Source organism: Cobetia amphilecti, from assembly GCF_020217465.1.
Classification (GTDB): Bacteria; Pseudomonadota; Gammaproteobacteria; order Pseudomonadales; family Halomonadaceae; genus Cobetia; species Cobetia amphilecti.
The window spans coordinates 1508313-1529416 of record NZ_CP084115.1; the positions used below are offsets into that span (position 1 = coordinate 1508313).

A 21104-nucleotide genomic window follows, 5' to 3' on the forward strand; every position below is an offset into this window, starting at 1 on the left:
GGGGCCTGTATCACCATCAGTCTGCACTCTGCGCTGCTTCCACGCGCAGCCAACAATAATGACAAGAAGGAAACACTCATGGCTGATTCAGGTTCTTCCTCCGCCCCGATACCTCGCTCTCCCGGGCCCATTGCGCGCTTTCTGTCTCCCTGGACACGTCTGGCGCTGTGGAAGCAGATCTTCATCGCGCTGGTTCTGGGTCTGGGGCTGGGCATCGTGCTCAACCAGACCGGGCGCGCCGATATCGCCGCCGATATCAAACCGCTGGGCGACCTGTTCATCCGCGGCATCAAGATGCTGATCGTGCCGCTGGTCTTCATCTCACTGGTCACTGGCGTGGCCTCGCTCAACAACCTCTCCAAGATCGGCCGCTTGAGCGTCAAGACGCTGGTGCTCTATCTGGGCATGACGGCGGTCGCCATCACCATCGGCCTGGGGCTGGCCACCGTCTTCCAGCCGGGCGTCGGGATCGACCTGGGCAGCGCGGCCAATGTCGAGGTGCGTGAAGCGCCGACCGCCGTCGATACGCTGCTCGGGCTGGTACCGACCAATGCCGTCGAGGCCTTCGCCGAAGGCAATGTGCTGCAGATCATCGTCTTCGCGATCCTGTTTGGCCTCTCCATCACGCTGGTGGGGGAGAAAGCTCGTCCGGTGCGCGTGTTCTTCGAGTCCGCGGCGGAAATCATCTATCGCATGACCAGCATCATCATCGCCTTCACGCCCTACGGTGTCTTCGCCCTGATGACCTGGGTGGCCGGCACCTATGGCCTGGCAATGCTCGCGCCGCTGGCCAAGGTGATCGGCATCGTCTATCTCGGTTGCTTCGTGCATGCCGTCGTGGTCTATGGCGGCATGCTGCGCTTTCTGGCGCGCTTGAACCCGCTGCGCTATTTCCAGGGCAGTGTCGAGCCGATCATGCTCGCCTTCACCAGCACCTCCAGTTCCGGCACCTTGCCGGTGACCATGATGGCCGCCGAGCAGAATCTGGGCGTCAAGCGGGGTGTCTCGAGCTTCGTGCTGCCGCTGGGTGCGACCATCAACATGGATGGCACTGCGCTGTATCAAGGCGTCTGCGCGCTGTTCATCGCCCAGGCCTATGGCGTTGATCTGGGCATGACCGAATACGTCACCATCATCATGACCGCGACGCTGGGCTCCATCGGCACCGCCGGTGTGCCGGGTGCCGGCTTGATCATGCTCTCGCTGGTGCTGACCTCCGTCGGCCTGCCGCTGGAAGGCGTTGCCATCATCGCGGGTATCGATCGTGTGCTCGACATGGCGCGTACCGGCCTGAACGTGGCGGGTGACTGCGCCGTCAGCTGCCTGGTCGCCAAGAGCGAAGGCGAGCTGGACGAGGAAGTCTTCAATACGCCCCACGTCATGCGCTCAGAGCTCAGTTGAGCGCTCTTGTCTGAACACCCACCGCGTCATCATCATCGGCTTGTCGGCATCCGCGTGATAAGCGTGTCAAAGACATCAGGAGAACATCGTCATGGAACGCCCCAACGCACCTTCACATAAAGCCAGCCCCTCTGTCGTTCGCTACGGCGTCGTGGGTGGCCTGGGGGCGATCGGCAGCGCGGATGTCCTGCTCAAGACGGTGCGCGCGGCGCAGTACTGCAAGCCGCCGGGCGGGGTGGATATCGCCTTCGAGCAACGCCACTTCGATGATGGGCCGGGAATCGCCGCGGAGGCCTACGACCCGCTGCGGCGCAAGTTCTACGTCTACAACGTGCTCAAGGACATGCAGGGCAAGGTCGAGAACGCGATGGTGCCATGCTTTCTCTCCCATACCTTTCTGGCCGAGATCACCCCGGAAATCAGCTTCAACGTCGTCGATATCTTCGATGCGCTGCTGGCGCGAATTCGCCGCGACTATCCCGAGGTGCGCAAGATCGGCGTGCTGACCTCAAGCTATGTGCGCGCCTCCGGCATCTTCGAGCAACGCTTCGGTGAGCCGGAGGCCACGCAAGACGGCGGCCTCGAGGTCATCTACCCCGATGCCACGCTGCAGCGTGATGCCCTGATGCAGGCCATCTATGGGCCGAGCGGCATCAAGAGCGGCCATCATGGTGGCGAGTGTCTGCAACTGTTGCTCGAGGCCTGTGATGACCTGGTCAGTCAGGGTGCGGAGATCATCGTGCCGGGCCTGAGCGAGATTCCGGTGCTGATGGAATCGCTGCAGCCGCTGGTACCGGTGCCCTTGCTCGACTCCAACCTCATCTACGCCGAATACGCCCTGGGCGTGGACCGCGAGCGCGAGAATCGCAACTTCAAGCTTGGCGTGCTCGGTGGGGTAGGGCCGGCGGCCACGGTGGACTTCATGCGCAAGGTGGTCAGCCTGACGCGTGCCGAGCGCGATCAGGACCACCTCAAGATGGTGGTGGAGCAGAATCCGCAGATTCCCGATCGCACCGCCAATCTGATCGGCAAGGGCGAGGATCCGAGCATTCCGATGCTCGCGACCTGTCAGCGGCTGGAGGCCGATGGCGCCAATGCCATCGCGATTCCCTGCAATACCGCGCATGCCTTCGTGGCGCGTATCCAGCCCTATATCGGCATCCCGATCATCAACATGCTGACGGCGGTGGTCGATCATATCGCGGCGATGCAGACGCCGGTGACGCGGGTCGGGTTGCTCGCGACCAGTGGCACCGTGACCAGTCGGGTCTACCACGACATCATCGAGGCCTCGGGGCGTGAAACGCTGGTGCCTGATGCGCGCTGTCAGACCCAGGTGATGGAGGCGATCTACGGGCATCACGGCGTGAAGGCGGGGCATACGACAGGGGAGTGCAGCGAGCATCTGCAGGCTGCCATTTCCCACCTGCTGGCGCGGGGCGCAGAAGTGATCATCCTGGGCTGTACCGAGCTTCCGTTGATCGAGCTAGATGCGGCACTGCGTGAGCGGGTAGCGCTGCTCGACCCCGCGGAAATTCTCGCGCAGCGCTGTGTGGCACTGGCGCAAGCCGAGGCCTGATCAGCGCTGCATCCATCCCGTCAGCCAGTGAAGAGAGCTTGAAGAAAAGACACGCAGCGACGCGATATACTGCGCTCACGCAGGCGCGCTGTGTGCCTTTGTCTCATTCATGCCTCTCTTCAGGTGCTCGCCGTGGAAATGAACTGGCTGGAAGATTTCCTCACCCTGGCGGTGACGCGTAACTTCTCGCGCGCCGCCACCCTGCGCAACGTGACGCAACCGGCCTTCAGCCGTCGTATTCGCAATCTGGAATACTGGGTCGGCGCTACCCTGATCGACCGCAGCCTGTTCCCCGTCGGCCTGACCCCCGCAGGCGAATCCTTCCAGCGCACCGCCCAGGATGCGCTCTCGGTATTGCGCGTCGGCCGCGATGAGGCGCTCGGCTTCGTGCCCAAGATAGAGGAAGTCGTCTCGATTTCCGCCTCGCACACGCTGGCGGTCAGCTTCTTCGTCGACTGGCATGAACAGCTGCAAAACCGACTGGGCAATCTCAAGGCACGCATCGTGCCCGACCACGTCGCCGGCTGTGTCGATGCCCTGATCAGCGGCAACTGTGATCTGATGCTGGCCTACAACAGCCCGCTACTCCCTACGCTCACCGACATCGTGCGCTATCCCTCCATCGTGCTCGGCTCCGAGCGACTGGTGCCCGTCAGTGCCGTCGATGACACAGGCCAGGCGCTTTACTCCCTCGACAGCGACTCGCCGCAACCCTATCTCTGCTACTCCAGTGACAGCTATCTCGGCCGATTGACCGCACTGATCATTGGCCGCCAGAACCTCGCCGCGCGCCTCAACTTCCGCTACGAATGCTCGATGTCTGACGTGCTCAAGCGTGGCGCTCTCGCCGGTAGCGGCATCGCCTGGGTGCCGGAACGCGCCGTGCGCGACGAGCTGGCTGCCGGGCGTCTCGTCATCATCAGCGATGACAGCCACACCGCGCCGCTGGACATTTGCCTCTTCCGCCACGCCGAGCACGACCAGCGCGTGGCCGAACATATCTGGCAAGCCTGCCTGACCGCTGAAGACGAAACCCTCGAGCCAGACCAGCCGCCTGCTGGCGGCGTGCCAGAGAAGGGATAGGTAAAGAAAGGGCCCGGAGAAGAAAGAATACGGAAAGGGCACGCAAGGCAAAGAGCACGCAAGGCAAAGAGCAGGGCAATGACCTGAAATCATCGCCAGAGCACAACGCAAGACGGGAGCCACCAGGGCTCCCGTCTTGCGTTGTGGCATCTAAGCGCATCTGACCGTATCTGAGCGCATCTCAGCTCACAGCCTATCGACCGCAGCTGCAAGTCATGCAACGCCTCTCACGACAGTCGACGCGAGTTGGCCGTTGTGCGCTTGTGCAACGGCTTGATGAAGAGGGTGCCCGTCGTCCACCACGGCGCCACCTTGCCGCCCGTCATCGCGTTCATCCAAGCCTTCTGCATCACGAACCACATCTCCCAGCTGGCCGCGATCTTCTCCGACACCATCTTCTGGTTCTCGGTGATCATCTTCGGGTCCAGCGGCGACTGGGTTCCCCACAACTGAGTGCGCGACATGATGGTCGACATGGCCGTCGACCACATCTCTACCGACGTCGTGCCCAGTTTCCAGACATCGAACATTGCAGCCGGCGTCGTCGGGACCAACTCTGACCAGGCAGGTTGTTTAGCCATTGTGCTCTCCAAGTAAGGAACCTGAGTACATTGATACGCCTGTTTTTGCTGCAGTGCAATATGAGTTTTGGCTGTGAGACGAAACGAGGCAATTTGGAGCCTCGATTATCACCACTTTCTATAATAATCAGTGAGTTACCGATGGGCGATGGGTGGAGAAGCCGGAATTTTCCGTGCCTGGGCGGAAATTTCCCGTGAGAGCGAGGAAAGTGGATTTTTGAGCGTTGTAAGTCATGACTTACACGCCTGTTAACTCTAAGTAAAGAATCTCGACAGAGATTCATTCGCTTGTAGGTCTGCGATGGTCCAGGCGGTGGAGATCTCCGCTGTATGTTCTGTTCAGGGGATGGGGTGGGGAGCGGTCAATAGCTAAATGGATATCCAGTGTACCGTTCAGGCGATGCTGAGGGGTGATAACAATAAATACATTATCGCTCTAGGCTCGGACTCCGTTATAATTAGCATTCACGAAACAACGTTACATTCTAATCTATCCATGGCTTAGGTCTCGGCTGGATGCTGAGGTTGGGACGAGACGGTGCTCACTAGCTGGGCGTCGTGCGGTAGCCGTGCATTAGGAAGTGAGGTGGACTCCATCCTTGGGACCACCTGACAGGTCATCTAAGCTCGGATCATCATCGGCGTCAGGCCGCCTGGCTCAATGGTTGTGAGAAGTACACTTCATCGAGTGTTACATCGTCCAGCCCATGGTGGGGCCGCTCCTTGTTGTACTAAGCGAAGTAACGCTTAAGATCCCTTCGCAAGTGGACGCCACTCTCGAAAGCCTTCAGGTAAACACACGCGTACTTCACGCTGCGCCAGAGTTGTTCCACGAAAATGTTGTCCTGGTAACACTTTTTCCCCTCCATGCTGATCCGGGCATCATGGGCTTCCAGAATTTCGGTAACGCCTCGCTGGTGAACTGACAGCTTTAGATCTGTATTGAATATCTCGGGCTTTCCATAGCACGCCAGGGCTTCCTCCAGCGCATCGATACAGAAGCCCGTATCCAGAGTGTTGGAGACCCGCCAGGCCAACACACGCATTGATCAGGCGCATTAACTCCAGATCATAGGCCCGTAGCGCCTTACGCTGGTAGTAATTTGAGAAGCGACTGATATCGAGTAGCTGGCACTGGCGTCGGAGGCTGATGTCGGGCGCCTGGGACTAAACAACTAGAGCCAGACGCTTGGCCCGGCTCAACGACCGAGCCTGCGTGACGAAAAATCCCGTACTACCGTCAGCTTGCCGATCTCGCGGTAGAGCGTATCGATACCCTCCTGAGTCTTCTGGACAACCTTACCTGGACTCTTGCTCCCGAAGACGCCGGTGGCGTTGTTCAGCAGTTCGCGTTTCCACTGACTCACAATGGTTGGATGGATTTCGAAGGGAGCCGCGATCTTCGACGTGGGCCGTTCCCCCTTGAGGGCGGCGAGGGCTACTTTGGTTCCTGGGTTCATAGAATAACCGCAGCACTTTGGACCGCACGATAGAGGCAGGGGGGCAGCGCCGGTACCCTTCTCGGCTCACCGACCAAAGTGAAGTAGAGCATGGAATACCGACAGCTGACCCAGACCCAACGATACCAGATCCACGCTCGCTATGACTTGGGCATGAGCCAGCGCCATATCGGCAGGGAGCTGAACCTCTACAGCAGCACGATCAGCCGTGAAATTCGCCGTAACGCTACCGCTGATGGCTATGATCCCGACACTCAGTGATCATCGGCGCCGCACTGCCACCATTTGGACAAAGCGCCTCCCAAGCATGATGGCCGCCGTTGCCGGTCGTCTACGTTAGGAGTGGAGCCCACAACAAATCAGTGGCTTCATGGCGCCCTCGGCCGGCATTAGTGTCAGTCATCAATGGATCTACTCCTTGATCTGGGACGATAAGGCACGGGATGGTGACCTTTGGCGGCATCTCCGTCAGCCTTAACGCCGCAATAAGCACCGCACGCACGCCAAAAACGCCGGGTTGGGCAAGACCCCCAATCGAGTCGGTATCGAGCACCGCCCAGATAAAATTGATGACCGGCGCTTCATCGGCCACTGGGAGGGCGACACCGTGATACAGGGCATCAAGCAATCTGGCCTAGTCACGCTGGTCGAGCGTCGCAGTGGCTATTTACTGGCGGCACGACTGCCCAGGATCTCGGCCGAGTTGACGCAAGCAGCCATGATCCGCTTGTTGAAGCCGCGCCGGGGAGCAGTCCAGACGATCACACTGGACAATGGCTCGGAATTCGCTGGCTACGAAGGGTGGCCAAGGCCGTGACGGTGGCGATGTACTTCTGCGATCCCTACTGCTCTGGAAGCGTGGAACCAACGAGAATACGAATGGGCTGATACGGTAGTACTTCCCCAAAGGAACGAATTTCCGCCAGATTAGCTATGCAGAGCTACGCAAGGTGGTCTAAAAGCTGAATTACCGTCCACGAAAGCGGGTCGGCTACCGGACATCGGCGCAGGTGTTTCTAGGGGAATACTCAGGAGGCCCAGATACCGCAGATTCTACGCTTATTGCTTGAATTTAGGATATCAAGTTTCAGTGGTTAAGCGAGCAAGATTTATTGTAATAAGAGTTGTTGTGCGAATTGTCTTTAAAGCAATGACTTGTTTTTCTTTATTATGTATTTTTATTTTCTTCCCTTAAGTTATGATAAAGGAAATAGTGTGAGTATATCAATGCCCAGAGTCGGAATGCTCGCGGCGGTTCGCAATAGGCGCGGCGTTATCTCGCAAGTTGAGCCTTTCGAAGAGCCGAGAACGTCAAGCTTGCTGCATCTAGTAACAGTAGAGTTTGGCGATGGAGAAGGGGACGCCGAGGAAACCATCCTGTGGGAGAGAGAGCAGGGGCCCGCGGTTCTGCAGCCAAACGCACTGCCACGGATAGATGTTGACGCCCCGATGAAGTATGAAGAGTTCTTGGCCCTGCAACGGGCGACTCGCTGGAGTTCGTTGACTCCGTTCCTGTCAGCTAAAGATCCCCAGAAACGCTCCGACCCTGTTCCCACGGCACCGGTTTACGGTGCGGTCAGTGCCGATGATTTCCAATTGGTTCCTTTGGCCCGCGCGATGCGCATGCCCCGTGTTTCCTTGCTTCTCGCCGATGATGTGGGCCTTGGTAAAACCATTGAGGCGGGTCTTATTCTGGCGGAGCTGATCAGGAAGCGCCGGATCCGGCGTGTATTGATCATTACTCCAGCATCGCTGAGAACCCAGTGGCAGCAGGAGATGGAGGACAAGTTCTCACTGGATTTCGATATCGTCGATAAAGCCTCTACCCACAAGCTCCAGAAAGAGCGGGGGGTGGACACCAACCCTTGGCGAGTCCTGCCTCGCATTATCACCTCTTATCACTACCTCAAGCAGCCAGATGTGCTGGAGCAGTTTATTGCGAACTGCCGCTCATCTCAGGAGCGTGGCGGAGCCCAGCTACCCTGGGACTTGCTGATCGTGGATGAGGCCCACAACCTTATGCCGTCAAACTTTGGCGAGAACAGCGATCTGGCAAATATGCTCACGCTGATTTCGCCCTGGTTCGAACACCGTCTGTTCCTGACGGCAACACCCCACAACGGCCACACACGATGTTTCTCAGGGCTGCTGGAGCAGTTGGATCCTGTGCGCTTTACCCAAACACCCAATTTTACGGAGAAAGAGCGACAGCTGATCAATCAGGTTCTGATCCGTCGTCTGAAGAGTGAAATCAACAGTCAAGACGAAGAAACTGGACGGGTTCCGCGCTTTGCCCAGCGCCACCTCGAACCTTTACCGCTTTATATGCTCAGGTCAGAAAAGGACCTGGCAAAGGCTGTCCGTGATTTCTGTAACGCCTTGAAGGGGATGATTCGAACCGCGCCGGAAGCACGCGCAGTATTGAACTTTGCCATCGAGATTCTTCGAAAACGTCTGCTCTCCAGCCCGGTTACATTTGCAGACAGCTGGCTGCGCTTCAAGGAAGGCCTGGAAGAAAAAGAAAAGATGGAAGCTGCAGAGGTTTTGGCAGCCCGGCGTGCCTCCGAGGAAGACATCGACGACGACCAGGAACGGGAGAGCCGCGGAAGACACGCAGCTCATGTTGTGGGTGGCTGGATGCACCCCTTCGTTGACAGTCTTGCCACTGAAATAGAAAAGGTCGATAGCGCTCTCACTGCCCTTAGCCTGGACGAGCAGCCCGTTGTTCATGCCGTCCCAAAATCAGACGCAAGGTTCGAGCGGCTGGCCGAGCTCATCAACAAAGAACTTCGCAACGCCGGCCAGTGGAAAGAGGACGAGCGGCTAATCATCTTTACAGAGTACAAAACGACACTGGACTATCTCGTAAACCGACTGAGGACTGAGTACGGTGGCGAAGATGGTGCCGTAATAGAACTTTTCGGCGGCATGAATGACGAGGAGCGCGAAACGGTAAAAATTGCGTTCAATGACCCCTCGTCGCCCGTGAAGATCCTGGTCGCTACTGACGCGGCCTCTGAAGGTCTCAACCTTCAGCATACTGCACGGTTGCTAATGCACTATGAAATCCCCTGGAACCCGTCAAGACTCGAACAGCGTAACGGGCGGATTGACCGGCACGGTCAGGCCCGGGATGTCACCATCTTCCACTTTGCGAGTGACGATGACGCCGACTTGAACTTTGTAGCCCGAGTGATTGCCAAGGTAAACGACATTCGTGAAGACCTGGGGTCAGTCGGTGAACTGTTCGATGCCGCTTTCCAGCGCAGAATGATGGAGCTCAACGAAGACAACGAGGTATTGGATGACCTCGACCGGGAAATCGCGGGGCGCCGTGGCGCAACCGACGATGCCCGGGTTGTTACTGAAGAGCGGGGCGAGGAAGAGAAGCGGCAGCTTCATGAACTCATGGCAGATCTGGATCTGAGCCCGAGCACCCTGAAATCCACGCTGGAAATAGCCATGGGACTGGGTAGTAGCCGAGACGTTATGGAAGGCCCGGACAACAGGGGGCGCATTCGCCTGAAACCACCCCTGCCAGTGCGCTGGCAGTCCGTTGTCGACGACAACCTACGGCTTCCAGGTCGAAAGGATGTGGCCGGGGCCATGCCCTGGATTGTTTTCGATAACGACTTCTTCATTAACTCGGTAAACGGCCGTCCGGTGTTCCGGCCCTCTCCCGACACTGTATTGCTGCATCTGGGGCATCCCCTGTTCCGCCATACCCTGAACGCGTTTGCCAGAATGCGTTTCCCGGGTAGCCAAACAGAAACCCGGCCACCTAGCCGCTGGATTGTTACCAGGGGGCAAGTACCGGAAGGTGCCCAGGCCTTGGTGTTGTTGACCGTTGAGGAAATGGCGATCAACAACCTGCGTGAAACCTTCCATCATTGGACTCGGACTCTGGCCTTGCCAGTGGCCAATAATGAATTGGGCGCGCCTCTGGCTTACGAAGGGCCCCACCATGGGCCAACAATTGCCAGCCAGGACATCGGGTTGACCAGCGAAGCAAGAGACCTGTGGGACGAAGTGGAAGATGAAGTGAGAGCGTTTGTTAACACGTACAACTCTGCTCTCACTGGCGCCCTCAAAGCAGAGCTTGGCTCAGCGCTTGAAGAATCGTCCCAGCATGAGAAAGAAGCCTTTGAGCGCCGAATCAATGAAGTGGCTGCCCTACAGCGAAACCAGAGTATTGAAAAGCTGAAACGGGAGATTGAGGAAAAGCGGGCGGAAGCCCGCCAGTTCCACCTCTTGGAAGATGCCGACGAAATGGCCGAGCGGGAGCTCCGGGATCTTGAAGACGAGTTGAAGCGCCGTCAGGGCCACTTCGGCGATTTGTTGGAGCGGCTGAAGTCTGAGAAACAGCGCATTCTGGAACAGGTTGTCCCCAAACGTTTTGCTTTGCATGGGGAGGCACAGGTATTCCCGGTAACCATTGAAATCCGTTTGCCGAAGGTGGTCGCATGAATTTCTACAACGAAGGCTGGTCATCCCTGAAGCACGGTGGTCTGCTCATATCAGCCAATAAGCTCACCGAATATTTTCCGGAAACCCTGCCTTCACTTAACCATTGGCAGATGGAGCAATTGCGCCGTGCCGTCACGGCTTTTGATGGCACCAATGCCAGTCTTGGTGCGCTTCTGGATTATATGCTTCAGGATCTATCTGGCTTCCCAGCCGATCAGTGGCAGAAAGCTCAATCCGTCGAAAGCCAGTGGAGCATCCGCAGCTTTACCGGTGCTCTTGTCAAACCGCGACGTATCTGGGGCGGGCCGAATGGCGAAGTGCTTCCTGTCTTTGTTCCGGAAGAGGGTGCCACCCGACAGTTTGGTGGCCGGCTCGGTGTAGGTCGGTCCAGAAAGCTCCTGAGTCGCGTAACAGAATGGTTGCGTCGTCAGCAGCTTCCTTTTGCGCTGGTCACCAACGGGCGCCAATGGCGATTGGTTCATGCAGGCTCGGATTTTGAGTCGTGGTGCGAGTGGGACATCGAGTTCTGGTTCGAAGAAGGCGAACCTTCTGCGCAGACGCTAGCCTGGCGCACGCTCATTAACCCAAAGAACTTTCTACGGGACGGTGGCCACAGCGCTCGTCTTCACAAGGCGGTAAATGAATCCCGTAAGGGACAGGCCGAGCTGTCCGCGGTTCTTGGAGAACGGGTTCGCCAGTCGGTGGAGAACCTCATTTCCGCTTCACAAGCGACGATCGAAACGGCCAACCTTGATGAGAAGGGTGTTGAATATAACCATCTCTACGTGGCTGGCTCGCGCATTATCATGCGGTGCATAGTGACGCTGTTTGCAGAGGCCCGGCAGCTTCTGCCCGTGGACAACACCATTTATCAGCAAGCATACAGCCTGGAAGGCCTGCGCCAGCAGCTGGATCGTCGGTCAGGCGGCCGAGGCAGTGACCGACTTACTCACGGCCGCAGTGCCTGGCCAAGGCTGATTGCCTTATTCAACCTCATCTACCACGGGTCTGCGCATCAGGCGATTCCTGTACCTCACTATGGAGGGGCCCTCTTTGAGCCGGGCGATCCGGAAAGTGCTGACCCAATTTCAAAAGCCCTGGCCGTTCTGGAAAGCCAGGATAACCTGATCAGTGACCAGCAAGTGCTCACCATCTTGCGATTGCTCACCCGAACCCGGGTGAAAATCCGTCAGGGAAATCGCAATACCTGGGTCGATGGTCCGGTCAACTTCTCTGCATTGTCTTCTGAGTACATCGGTATCTTGTACGAAGGGCTACTCGATTTTGAACTCAAGCGGGCCAAAACGGATGACCCGGTAATTTTCCTCGGCATCGGCAACCAACCGGCCCTTGCACTCTCCCAGCTCGAACAGATGGACGACAAAACTATCAAAAAATTGTTCGAAGAGCTGAAGAATAAAAGCTCCTCGGCAGGAGATGACGAAGGCGAAGAGGAACCAGAAACAGAGCTTGAGGATGAAGCTGAAACCGAGGATGAGAACGAAGATCTGGCTGAAGAAGCAGAGCAGACAACCCATGAAGATGAAGAGCCGGCCCTCACCGAGGACCACCTCGAAAGAGCTCAGGAATGGCTGGAGAAAGCCGCAATCCTTGCCGGCGTGGTGAAAAAGCCCCGCGGCCGGGGTGGCAGACAAGGTGACGGCTCCGACGAACTCAAGAAAGCCGCAAAGCAGCTCTGTGCCAAGATGATTGCTCCCGGGCAGTTTTATCTCGTGCGCTGGGGTGGCACCCGGAAAGGTGCGGGTACCTTCTACACCCGGCCGCAACTGGCAGCGCCCACCGTTCGCAGAACACTGCAACCGCTTGCCTACGAGGGTATAAGCTCGGCAATTGACTCAAGAACTGGCTTGGAGGAAGTAACGCACTGGGCGCCCAAGCCACCCGAGGACATCCTTGCTCTTAAAGTTTGTGACCCAGCCATGGGCTCCGGTTCATTTCTTGTGGGTGCCCTCCGATATCTTACGGATGCGCTGGTTGAGTCTCTGTTCCATCACGAATATGTGAAACCAGCCGGGGAAGACGAAGAGGCTAGGTTGGACGAAGAGCGGATATCCGCCTTGTTGAGCGACGAGCTGCTGAAGCTGAAACCCGGGCACGAAGGATTTGAAGAAACGCTTCGTGCTCAGCTAAAACGCCATGTGGTGGAGCGCTGTCTCTACGGTGTGGATATTGACCCGCTGGCGGTTGAGCTGGGCCGGATGGCTTTATGGGTAGAGACCATGGACCGGGACCTGCCGTTTGGGTTTCTGGATCACAAGCTCAAGGCTGGCAATGCCCTGGTCGGTGCCTGGTTCGACACCTATCGAGAATATCCCGCCATGGCCTGGCAGCGGGAAGGCGGTGATAAGGATTACCAGAAAGGTAAGCCGGATAATCTCATCAACCACTACTATGTGAAGACCCACATTAGTGGCAAAAAGAAAGGTCAGCAGGAGACCAAGGGTGACGTCTTCACCGATGCCATTAAGGAACGTAGTAAGGCTGTACCAGAGCAGATGATCGCGATCATCAGTGGCCAGGTCGATATGGATGAACGACTACCGGCCGCCGATGTCCATGACGAGCTCCTGAAGGTATTCCGAAAACTGCACCGTCTGCCAGTACATGAAAGTGACAAGCGAGAAGAACTTTATCGCGAACAGATTCTGAAAAATCCCCACTACCATGAACTCAAAGTTCGGATGGATCTTTGGTGTGCGCTTTGGTTTTGGCCAGGTGAGTCCATTGACTCAGCCCCGTTGCCTCAGGATTTTCTCGCGCCGTCAGGTGAGGCGCTGGCTATTGCTCAAGAGGTGGCCCAGACCAACCGGTTTTTCCATTGGGAGCTGGAATACCCAGACGTCTTTACGACGAAAAAGTCGGGCTTCGACGCGGTGTTGGGCAATCCACCCTGGGAAATCCACAAGCCCAACTCCAAGGAGTTCTTCTCTAACTACGACCCGCTTTACCGTGCCTACGGTAAGCAGGAGGCACTGGGCAAGCAGCGTGAATACTTTGGCAGTAATCCGGAGCTGGAACAGAGCTGGATACAGTACAACGCCGGCTTTAAGGCTATGTCGAACTGGGCGAAGTATGTAGGTGTACCGTTCGGTGACCGCGTGACTGAAGACAAAAAGGGTAAGAAAAAACACGACCTGAGTCTTGGAGGTGGTGGAAAAAACACCTTTGAAAAGTCAGAACAACTGCACAAACTGTGGCGCAAACGAAGAAAGGCTCACAAAGGTTTTGCTGACTCGGCGCATCCCTTCCTGCACCAAGGTTCTGCCGACCTGAATACCTACAAGATGTTCCTTGAGCAAAGCCACGCCATTATGGAGCAGAGCGGTAGGCTTGGGATGATTGTGCCCAGCGGGCTCTATACCGATAAAGGCACGACAGACCTCAGAACCCTTTTCCTAGAACAGTGTGATTGGCAGTGGCTGTTTGGTTTTGAGAACCGCGAAGGAATTTTTGATATTCATCGCTCGTTCAAATTCTGTCCGCTTATTGTTCAAAAAGGGTTGGAAACCAAAGCCATCCGCGCCGCTTTCATGCACAGGAATGTAGATGATTGGGAGCAGGCCGAAGACCATGTCTTGGCCTATCCCCGTGATCGGGTTTTGGAGTTCTCCCCTTACTCAAAATCAATCCTGGAGATCCGCAGCGATAAGGATCTTGATGTCCTCAAGAAGATATACTTAAACGGTGTACTGCTCGGCGACCAGAGCGAGGATGGTTGGGGAATTAAATACGCTCGTGAATTCGACATGACCAGTGATTCCAAGCTGTTTCCCGAGCGTCCTAAATGGGAGGCCCAAGGGTATCAGCCTGATGAGTATGGGCATTGGCTAAAGGGTGCCTGGCGGGATTATGAAGGTCCGAGAAATATCTTGGACCGCGAGCAGAACTTGGTTCTATCACGGGATGGTTCAAAGGCGATGTCTGTCCAGGATATTGAAGATGTTGCCTTGCCTTTGTATGAAGGACGGATGATCAATCAGTTCGATTTTAGTGAAAAAGGGTGGGTGAGTGGCAAAGGTCGAAAAGCTGAGTGGCGGGATATACCTTTTGAAAATAAGGTGATAGAGCCGCAGTACTTGATGGGCCTGAATACTTACAACACAGAAACAAAGTCGTCGGACAAAGCGGCTTTGGGCTTGAAGGTCGGATTTTTGGCAGTTGGCTCTGCAACAAACAGCCGATCGATGTTCTCAGGGATCGTGGCTGATTTTCCCGCTGGCAACTCCGTAGCAATCTTGTCGTCAGAGACAGTGATTAAAAATCTTGCGCTAATGAGCTGTCTTAACTCGACGGGCTATGACTTTGCGCTCAGAAATCGACTCGGAGGATTGAATCTCAATTATTTTGTTGTTGCTGAAACTGCTATCACCAAACCAGAAGGGTCTCTGGTAAATGAATTGGCACGAATAGGCGCAAGGCTCTGTCTCCCGCATCAAGCTTTCGCCAAAGAGTGGTTGTTAATGCAGTCTCATGAATTTAGTTGGAGAAGGCTGTTCGCCCTATCTCCACATGAACGAACGCGTTTAAAAGCCGTTAATGACGCCTTGTGTGCGTATTCATTCGGTTTGGATTTTGATGATTTTAAGGATGTTTTGGAGGGGTGCGATTTGCCTGTAGACAGCTTCTCGACCAGCCAGTCCGGTTATCTTAATCCGAAGGGATTTTGGCGGCTGGGACGAGCAAATTCGCCTGAACTCCGGCAGACAGTGCTCTCACTGGTTGCTTTAAAAGATCTGTCCGAAGTAGGTGTTGAACAGTTTCTATCCCAAAATGCCGGGGAGGGCTGGCTAATCCCTGAAACATTGCGCCTCGCTGACTACGACCTTGGCCATGACGACCGCGCCCAAGAAAACCAGCCTGTTGCATCGCGCCTCGGTCCCCGATTCTATGATTGGCAGCTTAACGAAGATGTCGAGCGCTCCTGGGAGGAGTGTGCTGCCCATGCTGAGCTGATCCGCCAGATTGTGCCCGAGCCGGAATCGGTTAATGAGGTGGCTGATGAATCCGCCGAATACAAAGTTGAAAGCACGCAAGGAGCCTTATTCTGATGTTGAACCCCATCACCTACACGGAACAAGTCGTCAGCGACTTCTTGCGCTATCAGCTCAGTACCTATGCCTTCGCCGATGACAAGCTTTACCAACAGATGCGGGAGCTGCTCAACCTGGAGCAAACCCGCAGCACCCCGCTGCTCAAAGGGCCTTACATCTCGTTGTCTCGCACTTTTCAGCAGGGTGAAACACTGGAGCAGTTGGTGAAGGAGGGCGTGTTACACCCCCATATTCGCCAACTATCTCCTTATCCGTCGGCATACCTCCACCAGGAAAAGGCGTTCCGTGCGATTCATGCCGGTAAACCTACATTAGTCTCCACGGGTACCGGTTCCGGTAAAACGGAAGCTTTTCTAATGCCTATCGTTTCGCGCTGCCTCCAACTGAGGGATGAAGGTGCCGAGGCAGGCGTAACGGCCGTTATTGTGTATCCCATGAACGCACTGGCAGAAGACCAGTTGCAACGGATGCGCGAGTTATTGGCCGGTACCGGTGTCACCTTTGGTATGTATGTGGGCAAAACCCCGCAACAGGATTCGGATGTGAGTGGTGTTCGCCTGCCGCCCGGTAGCTCTGCTGCGGATTATCAGAACAAACTGGAAGAAGTTCGGGGGAAGAAGCAGGACATTGCCGTACACCCGCCGGAGGAGCGGGTAAGCCGTGAGGCGATGCGTACTCAAGGGGAGCAGCCGCGGATTCTGCTGACCAACGTGAAACAGCTTGAGCTGCTACTGACCCGCCAGCACGATCTTGAGTTGTTTGATAATGCCCGTTTGGAGTTCATGGTCTTCGATGAGGCGCACACGTTTACCGGTGCCAACGGTGCGGAGACGGCATGTTTGATTCGCCGCCTGCGCTCTTACTGTGGCAAGGATGAAAACAGCACTACTTGCGTTGCGACCTCAGCGACGATTGCTGACCCGATTCACGGCCAGGAAGCCGGGCGGGTATTTGCCAGCCGGTTCTTCGGTGTAGATGGAAGCTCGGTTGAATTGGTGGGTGAGACCTATGAGGCCGACATTTGGGGCGAGCCTCGTGCGGCGAGTGGACCTTTAGCGGGCGACCAGGCCGTCCAGCTTTCAAACTTGCTGGAGGTACTCGGTAGGGCTGATAGCCCGGATCCAACAGAGGCTGACATACAGGCACTGCGGGTGTGGTTTCAGTCTGTCACTGGTAGCAGGCTTGCGGAAGGCAATTGGCGCGAAGCCTTGTATCAGTGGTTGAGCCATAACGAAGTGGTGTTCCAGATCGCAGAAGCGTTGCGTAAACCCCAGCGCCTGGTGGACTTGCTGCAAACACTCAGTGACACGCTGGGACGTCCGATCTCGGAGGAAGAGATTCTGATCTGGCTGGCACTGGGGGCCGCATCCCGCAACGGCAGTCGTCCATTATTGCGGCCAGTGGTTCATGGATTTGTGCGCGGCGTAGGCGGGGCCGTGGTGACATTCCCCGAATACAGCTCGGATGCGAAGCTATGGTTGTCCGCAGAGGATGCGATGGACGACAACCCGGACATGGAGCGTTTCCCCATCTCCAGCTGCACCACCTGTGGGCAGCACTATTACGAGCACTCCCTGGAAGATTTCAATTTCACCAGCACGGCGCCAGGTGGTGGCACGGCTGAAGGCAAAGCCAGGGTGTGGCGTGCAGTTGACCAGACGTTGGGTGGCGTTCGAGCGTTATCGCTGGATCATCAGGTAGGGTCGGAGGCTGACGAGGAGCCGGCGAAAACCGAAACCCTGTTCGTGTGCCGATACTGTGGCACCACCCATGACCAACAGCTCTCTGAGTGCATTGGTTGCGGCCGAGACAAGGCTTTCAAGCCCTTGTTCTTCGTTCAGCAGAAAGAAGATAACCCTGGCAAGCTGACCCGTTGCGTGTCCTGCGGCGCCCATGGCCGCCGATTTATTGGTACCTATCGGGAGCCGGCCCGTCCAGTTCGTGCAACAACGGTTTCGGATGTTCATGTTCTGGCCCAGAGCATGATTCACCGTGCCGAACGACGGCGCTTACTCGTGTTTGCCGATAATCGGCAGGATGCTGCCTTCCAGGCGGGTTGGATGCAGGATCGTTCGCGTCGCTACCGTCTACGTGAGCTAATTTACAAGCGCTTGAGAGACGGCGAGACTTCGGTCAGCGACCTAACCCTTTGGTTGGATCAGTTTCTGGATAAGGATGACGAGCTGTCCCGGGCATTGATTCCGGAGGTGTGGCGGGTTGAGCCAAAATCTCAGACCGGTGTCGCCCACAGCGAAGAGCGTAAATGGTTCCTGCGCGCCCAGATACTCCGTGAGCTGACGATGGGTGCGCGCCAGAGTACAGGCCTGGAACCCCTAGGCCGGGTGAAAGTGAAATACCATGGGCTGGATGAAGAGTTGCCCTTCGTACTCAAGTGGTCGAACCGGCTTGGCTGCAAGGCTGAGGACTTAGTGAATGGCATCGCTTCACTGATTGATAATGCCCGTTCTCGCCGGATGATTTATGACCCGATCACCAAGATCTATTCCAAGTTCTGGTTAGATGGCGAGAAAGAGGTCATGCGGGGCTACCTCCCGTCCATGAAAGGTGTGCCTGCGGCGCTGGTCTTCCAGCGTGATGGGCAGCATGAGAAGAACCGCATCAACCAGTGGTACAGCAATTACGGCAGTGTACCGCAGCAAGCTGCCCAAGCCTGGGGTGTGCCACCTGATGAGGTTGAGGACTTTCTCGCGGGTGTTTGGGGCCTTCTGCTCGATGACCTGGAAATATTCCAAAGTGTGCAGCTCAAGGGAGCCCGCGGCAAGAACCTGCCTGGTTGCCATGGCAGTGCGCAGGTCAATGCCGACCAGTTGACCTTGTATCCTGCCAAAGGCATGTATCGTTGCCAGACCTGTCGCCGCCTTCACGCCCGACCCAATCCGTCTAATGCCTGTATGGGCTGGCGGTGTAACGGCCGGTTGGAGTTCGAACCAGAAAACAAAGACAACTACGATCTGCTGTTGCTGGACCAGGAATTTGCAATGTTGCGGGCCAAGGAGCACTCCGCACAGATTCCGGGGCCAGAACGGGAGCGGATTGAAAATGCTTTCAAAGGGGATAACGAGCGAATCAATACCCTGGTGTGTACGCCAACACTGGAAATGGGGGTAAACATTGGTGCCCTCGATGCGGTCTTGATGCGCAATGTGCCGCCACTGCCTGCTAACTACTGGCAGAGAGCTGGCCGGGCCGGGCGTCAATTCAGAATGGCCTTGGATCTGACATACGCTCGTGCTACCAGCCACGACAGGGCTTACTTCAATGAGCCTCTGAAGTTGCTTGAGGGTCAGGTAGAGCCACCGAGTTTTAACTTGCGCAACCCGGTGATGGTCTCCAAGCATGTGCACGCAACAGTTCTGACTACTCTATTCAAGCTGGTACGTGAAGGCGGCCTGCCTGCTAGCGCACATGAAGAGCTGAGTACGACACTTAGCAATTGCTTGCCAACCCAGATCAAACCATACTTGTTTAATGCCGATAATTCGGTTCGCTCACAGCCGATGTCGGTTGGGGATCTTGGCGAACAGGTCAGGAAGCATCGCGAGGCCATTATGAAGGCGGTGACGGAATCTTTCCGTCAGGGATGGCCTTATGCAGATATTGAAGTGGTAGAAGTCGATAAACTCGCGGAGATGGTAGACGGCTTGGAGGACCAGCTTCAACAGGTCGTATTCCGCCTGTATAAGCGTTTGAAGTGGGCGCTGTCTCAGCTCGACCGTCTGAGAAAAGTGGCAGCAGAGAAAGGCTCACTCGACGCGGATGACGAGGCACTTAGGGGCCGCTGCGAGCGCATGGTCAAACGCCTGAAGGGTGATCTACGCCGGTTCGGCAGCAAAGCTGAGGGCTTTAATGAAACCAACACCTACGGTGTGCTGGCGGCCGAAGGCTTCTTACCAGGTTACGGACTTGATACGGGAGCGGTAACGCTCACCCATGTTGCGCCTCGGTATGGCTCTGATATCAATGACTGGGACATCCGCCGTAATAGTGCGCTGGCGGTTCGTGAATACGTGCCAGGTAACCTGATTTATGCCAACGGTCATAAGTTCGTGCCACGCACTTTCCAACTGCTCCCTGAGGAGCCACTAAGCTTCTCCGTAGATGTGGAAGCAGAGTCTGTTGTAGAGACGGGTGGCTCTCGCAGGCAGGAGGAAGCTCAGCCTGAATCCATGGGTGCAACGAGAATTCAGGGTGTATCTGTTTGCGATGTTGATGCACCCCATAACTCGTACATTTCAGATGATGAGGAATACCGTTTCCAGATGCCGGTGGCCGTTTTTGCTCAGGACCAACGCCGGCATTCCGGAGGTTCAGCTTTTGAGTGGGGCAGCACAGTACTTCATCATAAGCATGGAATGTATATGCGCCTGGTTAACGTAGGTGCCTCTGGTCAGGTCAAATCCGGCGGGATGATTGGATACCCGATATGTCAGGTATGTGGCGCCAGCCGCTCTCCCATGAGCACTGAGGCAGAGCTGAAGAAATTTAATGAGATACACCTGGAACGCTGTGGGCACCCTATGGAGCCACTGTCGTTTTACGCAGAGGTTATCGCCGATGCCCTGGTGATGCCGGATTGCGCGTCTAAAGAGGTGGCCTACAGCCTTCTGGAGTCACTGAGGCAGGGGGCTGCTGAAGTGCTGGATATGGAAATCTCGGACCTACAGGTGCAAGTGATCGCCAAACCTGATTCGGACCTTGTGGATGGCATTCTGTATGACCCGATGCCCGGCGGTTCCGGTTTGTTGGAGCAACTGCTTAAGCATTGGCCGAGAATTGTAGTTTCGGCAAGGGCGCTCGTAGAGGAGTGCCCGAGCGCTTGTGAAACCTCTTGTGTGGACTGCTTACAGCATTTCCGGAACTCGTTCTATCACGACAGCCTCAATCGCCATACCGCGCTCGACTACTACCGGGCACAGGGCGAGGGCGTGAGGTTTGCTCATGAAATACCGCCGGTTTTGCCGGATGACACCAAAGCTCAAGATCCGGGTAACGCGCCGGAGCAGCAATTGGTTGCTATGCTCAAGGCGGCGGGCCTTTCCGATTTTGAGACTGAAACACCTATCAGATTGTCCGGTGGTTTCGATACGCGCCCGGATGCTTACTTCCACGAGCCTAATGACCAGTTTGAGGGCGTGTGCGTGTACCTGGATGGCATGAGCCAGCACATCCACGGCAATGCTCAGACCGCTGCGAAGGACCATCAAATTCGGGAAGAGCTACGCAATACCGACTATGAAGTGATCGAGATTCAGTACCAGGAGCTGTTTGATAAAACTGCCATGAGAGGCCACATCCGACGAATTGCTAGAGCAGTAGTTGGCAAGAAAAAGGCCAAGGAAATCATTACCTCGGATAAGTGGTTTAATAGCGTAAGCTTGGCCCCAGATTTTGAGTACAGCACCTGAGTATACCTATAAGGTATTCCTCGGCGGTCTCAAGT

Annotated in this window: 8 protein-coding genes and 1 pseudogene; 7 read left to right on the forward strand and 2 right to left on the reverse strand. The window is 56.1% G+C overall.

The window, feature by feature from the left end; all coding sequences use genetic code 11:
- The first annotated feature begins 78 nt into the window (after positions 1 to 78).
- From LCW13_RS06555 to LCW13_RS06565, 3 genes are all read left to right on the forward strand, one after another.
- A complete protein-coding gene (locus LCW13_RS06555; RefSeq protein WP_225347857.1) occupies positions 79 to 1401 on the forward strand; it encodes a dicarboxylate/amino acid:cation symporter in 1323 nt (440 codons plus the stop codon).
- Positions 1402 to 1492: 91 nt separating this feature from the next.
- Positions 1493 to 2980, forward strand: coding sequence for a cysteate racemase (gene cuyB / locus LCW13_RS06560; protein WP_225347858.1), 1488 nt, complete (start codon positions 1493 to 1495; stop codon positions 2978 to 2980).
- Between the two features lie 138 nt (positions 2981 to 3118).
- Positions 3119 to 4063: a LysR substrate-binding domain-containing protein gene (locus LCW13_RS06565; protein WP_225348119.1), complete on the forward strand. Its 945-nt coding sequence runs from the start codon at positions 3119 to 3121 to the stop codon at positions 4061 to 4063.
- Between the two features lie 227 nt (positions 4064 to 4290).
- Here LCW13_RS06565 and LCW13_RS06570 read toward each other — a convergent pair whose 3' ends face one another.
- The gene (locus LCW13_RS06570; protein ID WP_043335079.1) at positions 4291 to 4644 is read right to left on the reverse strand and encodes a hypothetical protein; all 354 of its coding nucleotides are present in this window, start codon (positions 4642 to 4644) and stop codon (positions 4291 to 4293) included.
- A gap of 1199 nt (positions 4645 to 5843) precedes the next feature.
- Positions 5844 to 6104, reverse strand: coding sequence for a hypothetical protein (locus LCW13_RS06575; RefSeq protein WP_225347859.1), 261 nt, complete (start codon positions 6102 to 6104; stop codon positions 5844 to 5846).
- 90 nt (positions 6105 to 6194) lie between these two features.
- Here LCW13_RS06575 and LCW13_RS17570 point away from each other — a divergent pair.
- The 4 genes and pseudogenes from LCW13_RS17570 (at position 6195) to LCW13_RS06600 (ending at position 21069) form a co-directional block, all read left to right on the forward strand.
- Positions 6195 to 7174 (forward strand): annotated as a pseudogene (locus tag LCW13_RS17570) (IS30 family transposase).
- Positions 7175 to 7259: 85 nt separating this feature from the next.
- On the forward strand, positions 7260 to 10571 hold the full coding sequence (drmD, locus tag LCW13_RS06590) for a DISARM system SNF2-like helicase DrmD (RefSeq protein ID WP_225347862.1): 3312 nt from the start codon (positions 7260 to 7262) through the stop codon (positions 10569 to 10571).
- On the forward strand, positions 10568 to 15640 hold the full coding sequence (locus LCW13_RS06595; protein ID WP_225347863.1) for an Eco57I restriction-modification methylase domain-containing protein: 5073 nt from the start codon (positions 10568 to 10570) through the stop codon (positions 15638 to 15640). The genes drmD and LCW13_RS06595 overlap by 4 nt, the downstream gene beginning before the upstream one ends.
- The gene (locus LCW13_RS06600) at positions 15640 to 21069 is read left to right on the forward strand and encodes a DEAD/DEAH box helicase (protein ID WP_225347864.1); all 5430 of its coding nucleotides are present in this window, start codon (positions 15640 to 15642) and stop codon (positions 21067 to 21069) included. Before LCW13_RS06595 ends, LCW13_RS06600 begins: the two co-directional genes overlap by 1 nt.
- Positions 21070 to 21104 lie beyond the last annotated feature (35 nt).

Coding starts and splice junctions, on each gene's coding strand:
- LCW13_RS06555 (WP_225347857.1), top strand. CDS start 79: ATGGCTGATTCAGGTTCTTCCTCCGCCCCGATACCTCGCTCTCCCGGG.
- cuyB (WP_225347858.1), top strand. CDS start 1,493: ATGGAACGCCCCAACGCACCTTCACATAAAGCCAGCCCCTCTGTCGTT.
- LCW13_RS06565 (WP_225348119.1), top strand. CDS start 3,119: ATGAACTGGCTGGAAGATTTCCTCACCCTGGCGGTGACGCGTAACTTC.
- LCW13_RS06570 (WP_043335079.1), bottom strand. CDS start 4,644: ATGGCTAAACAACCTGCCTGGTCAGAGTTGGTCCCGACGACGCCGGCT.
- LCW13_RS06575 (WP_225347859.1), bottom strand. CDS start 6,104: ATGAACCCAGGAACCAAAGTAGCCCTCGCCGCCCTCAAGGGGGAACGG.
- LCW13_RS06595 (WP_225347863.1), top strand. CDS start 10,568: ATGAATTTCTACAACGAAGGCTGGTCATCCCTGAAGCACGGTGGTCTG.
- LCW13_RS06600 (WP_225347864.1), top strand. CDS start 15,640: ATGTTGAACCCCATCACCTACACGGAACAAGTCGTCAGCGACTTCTTG.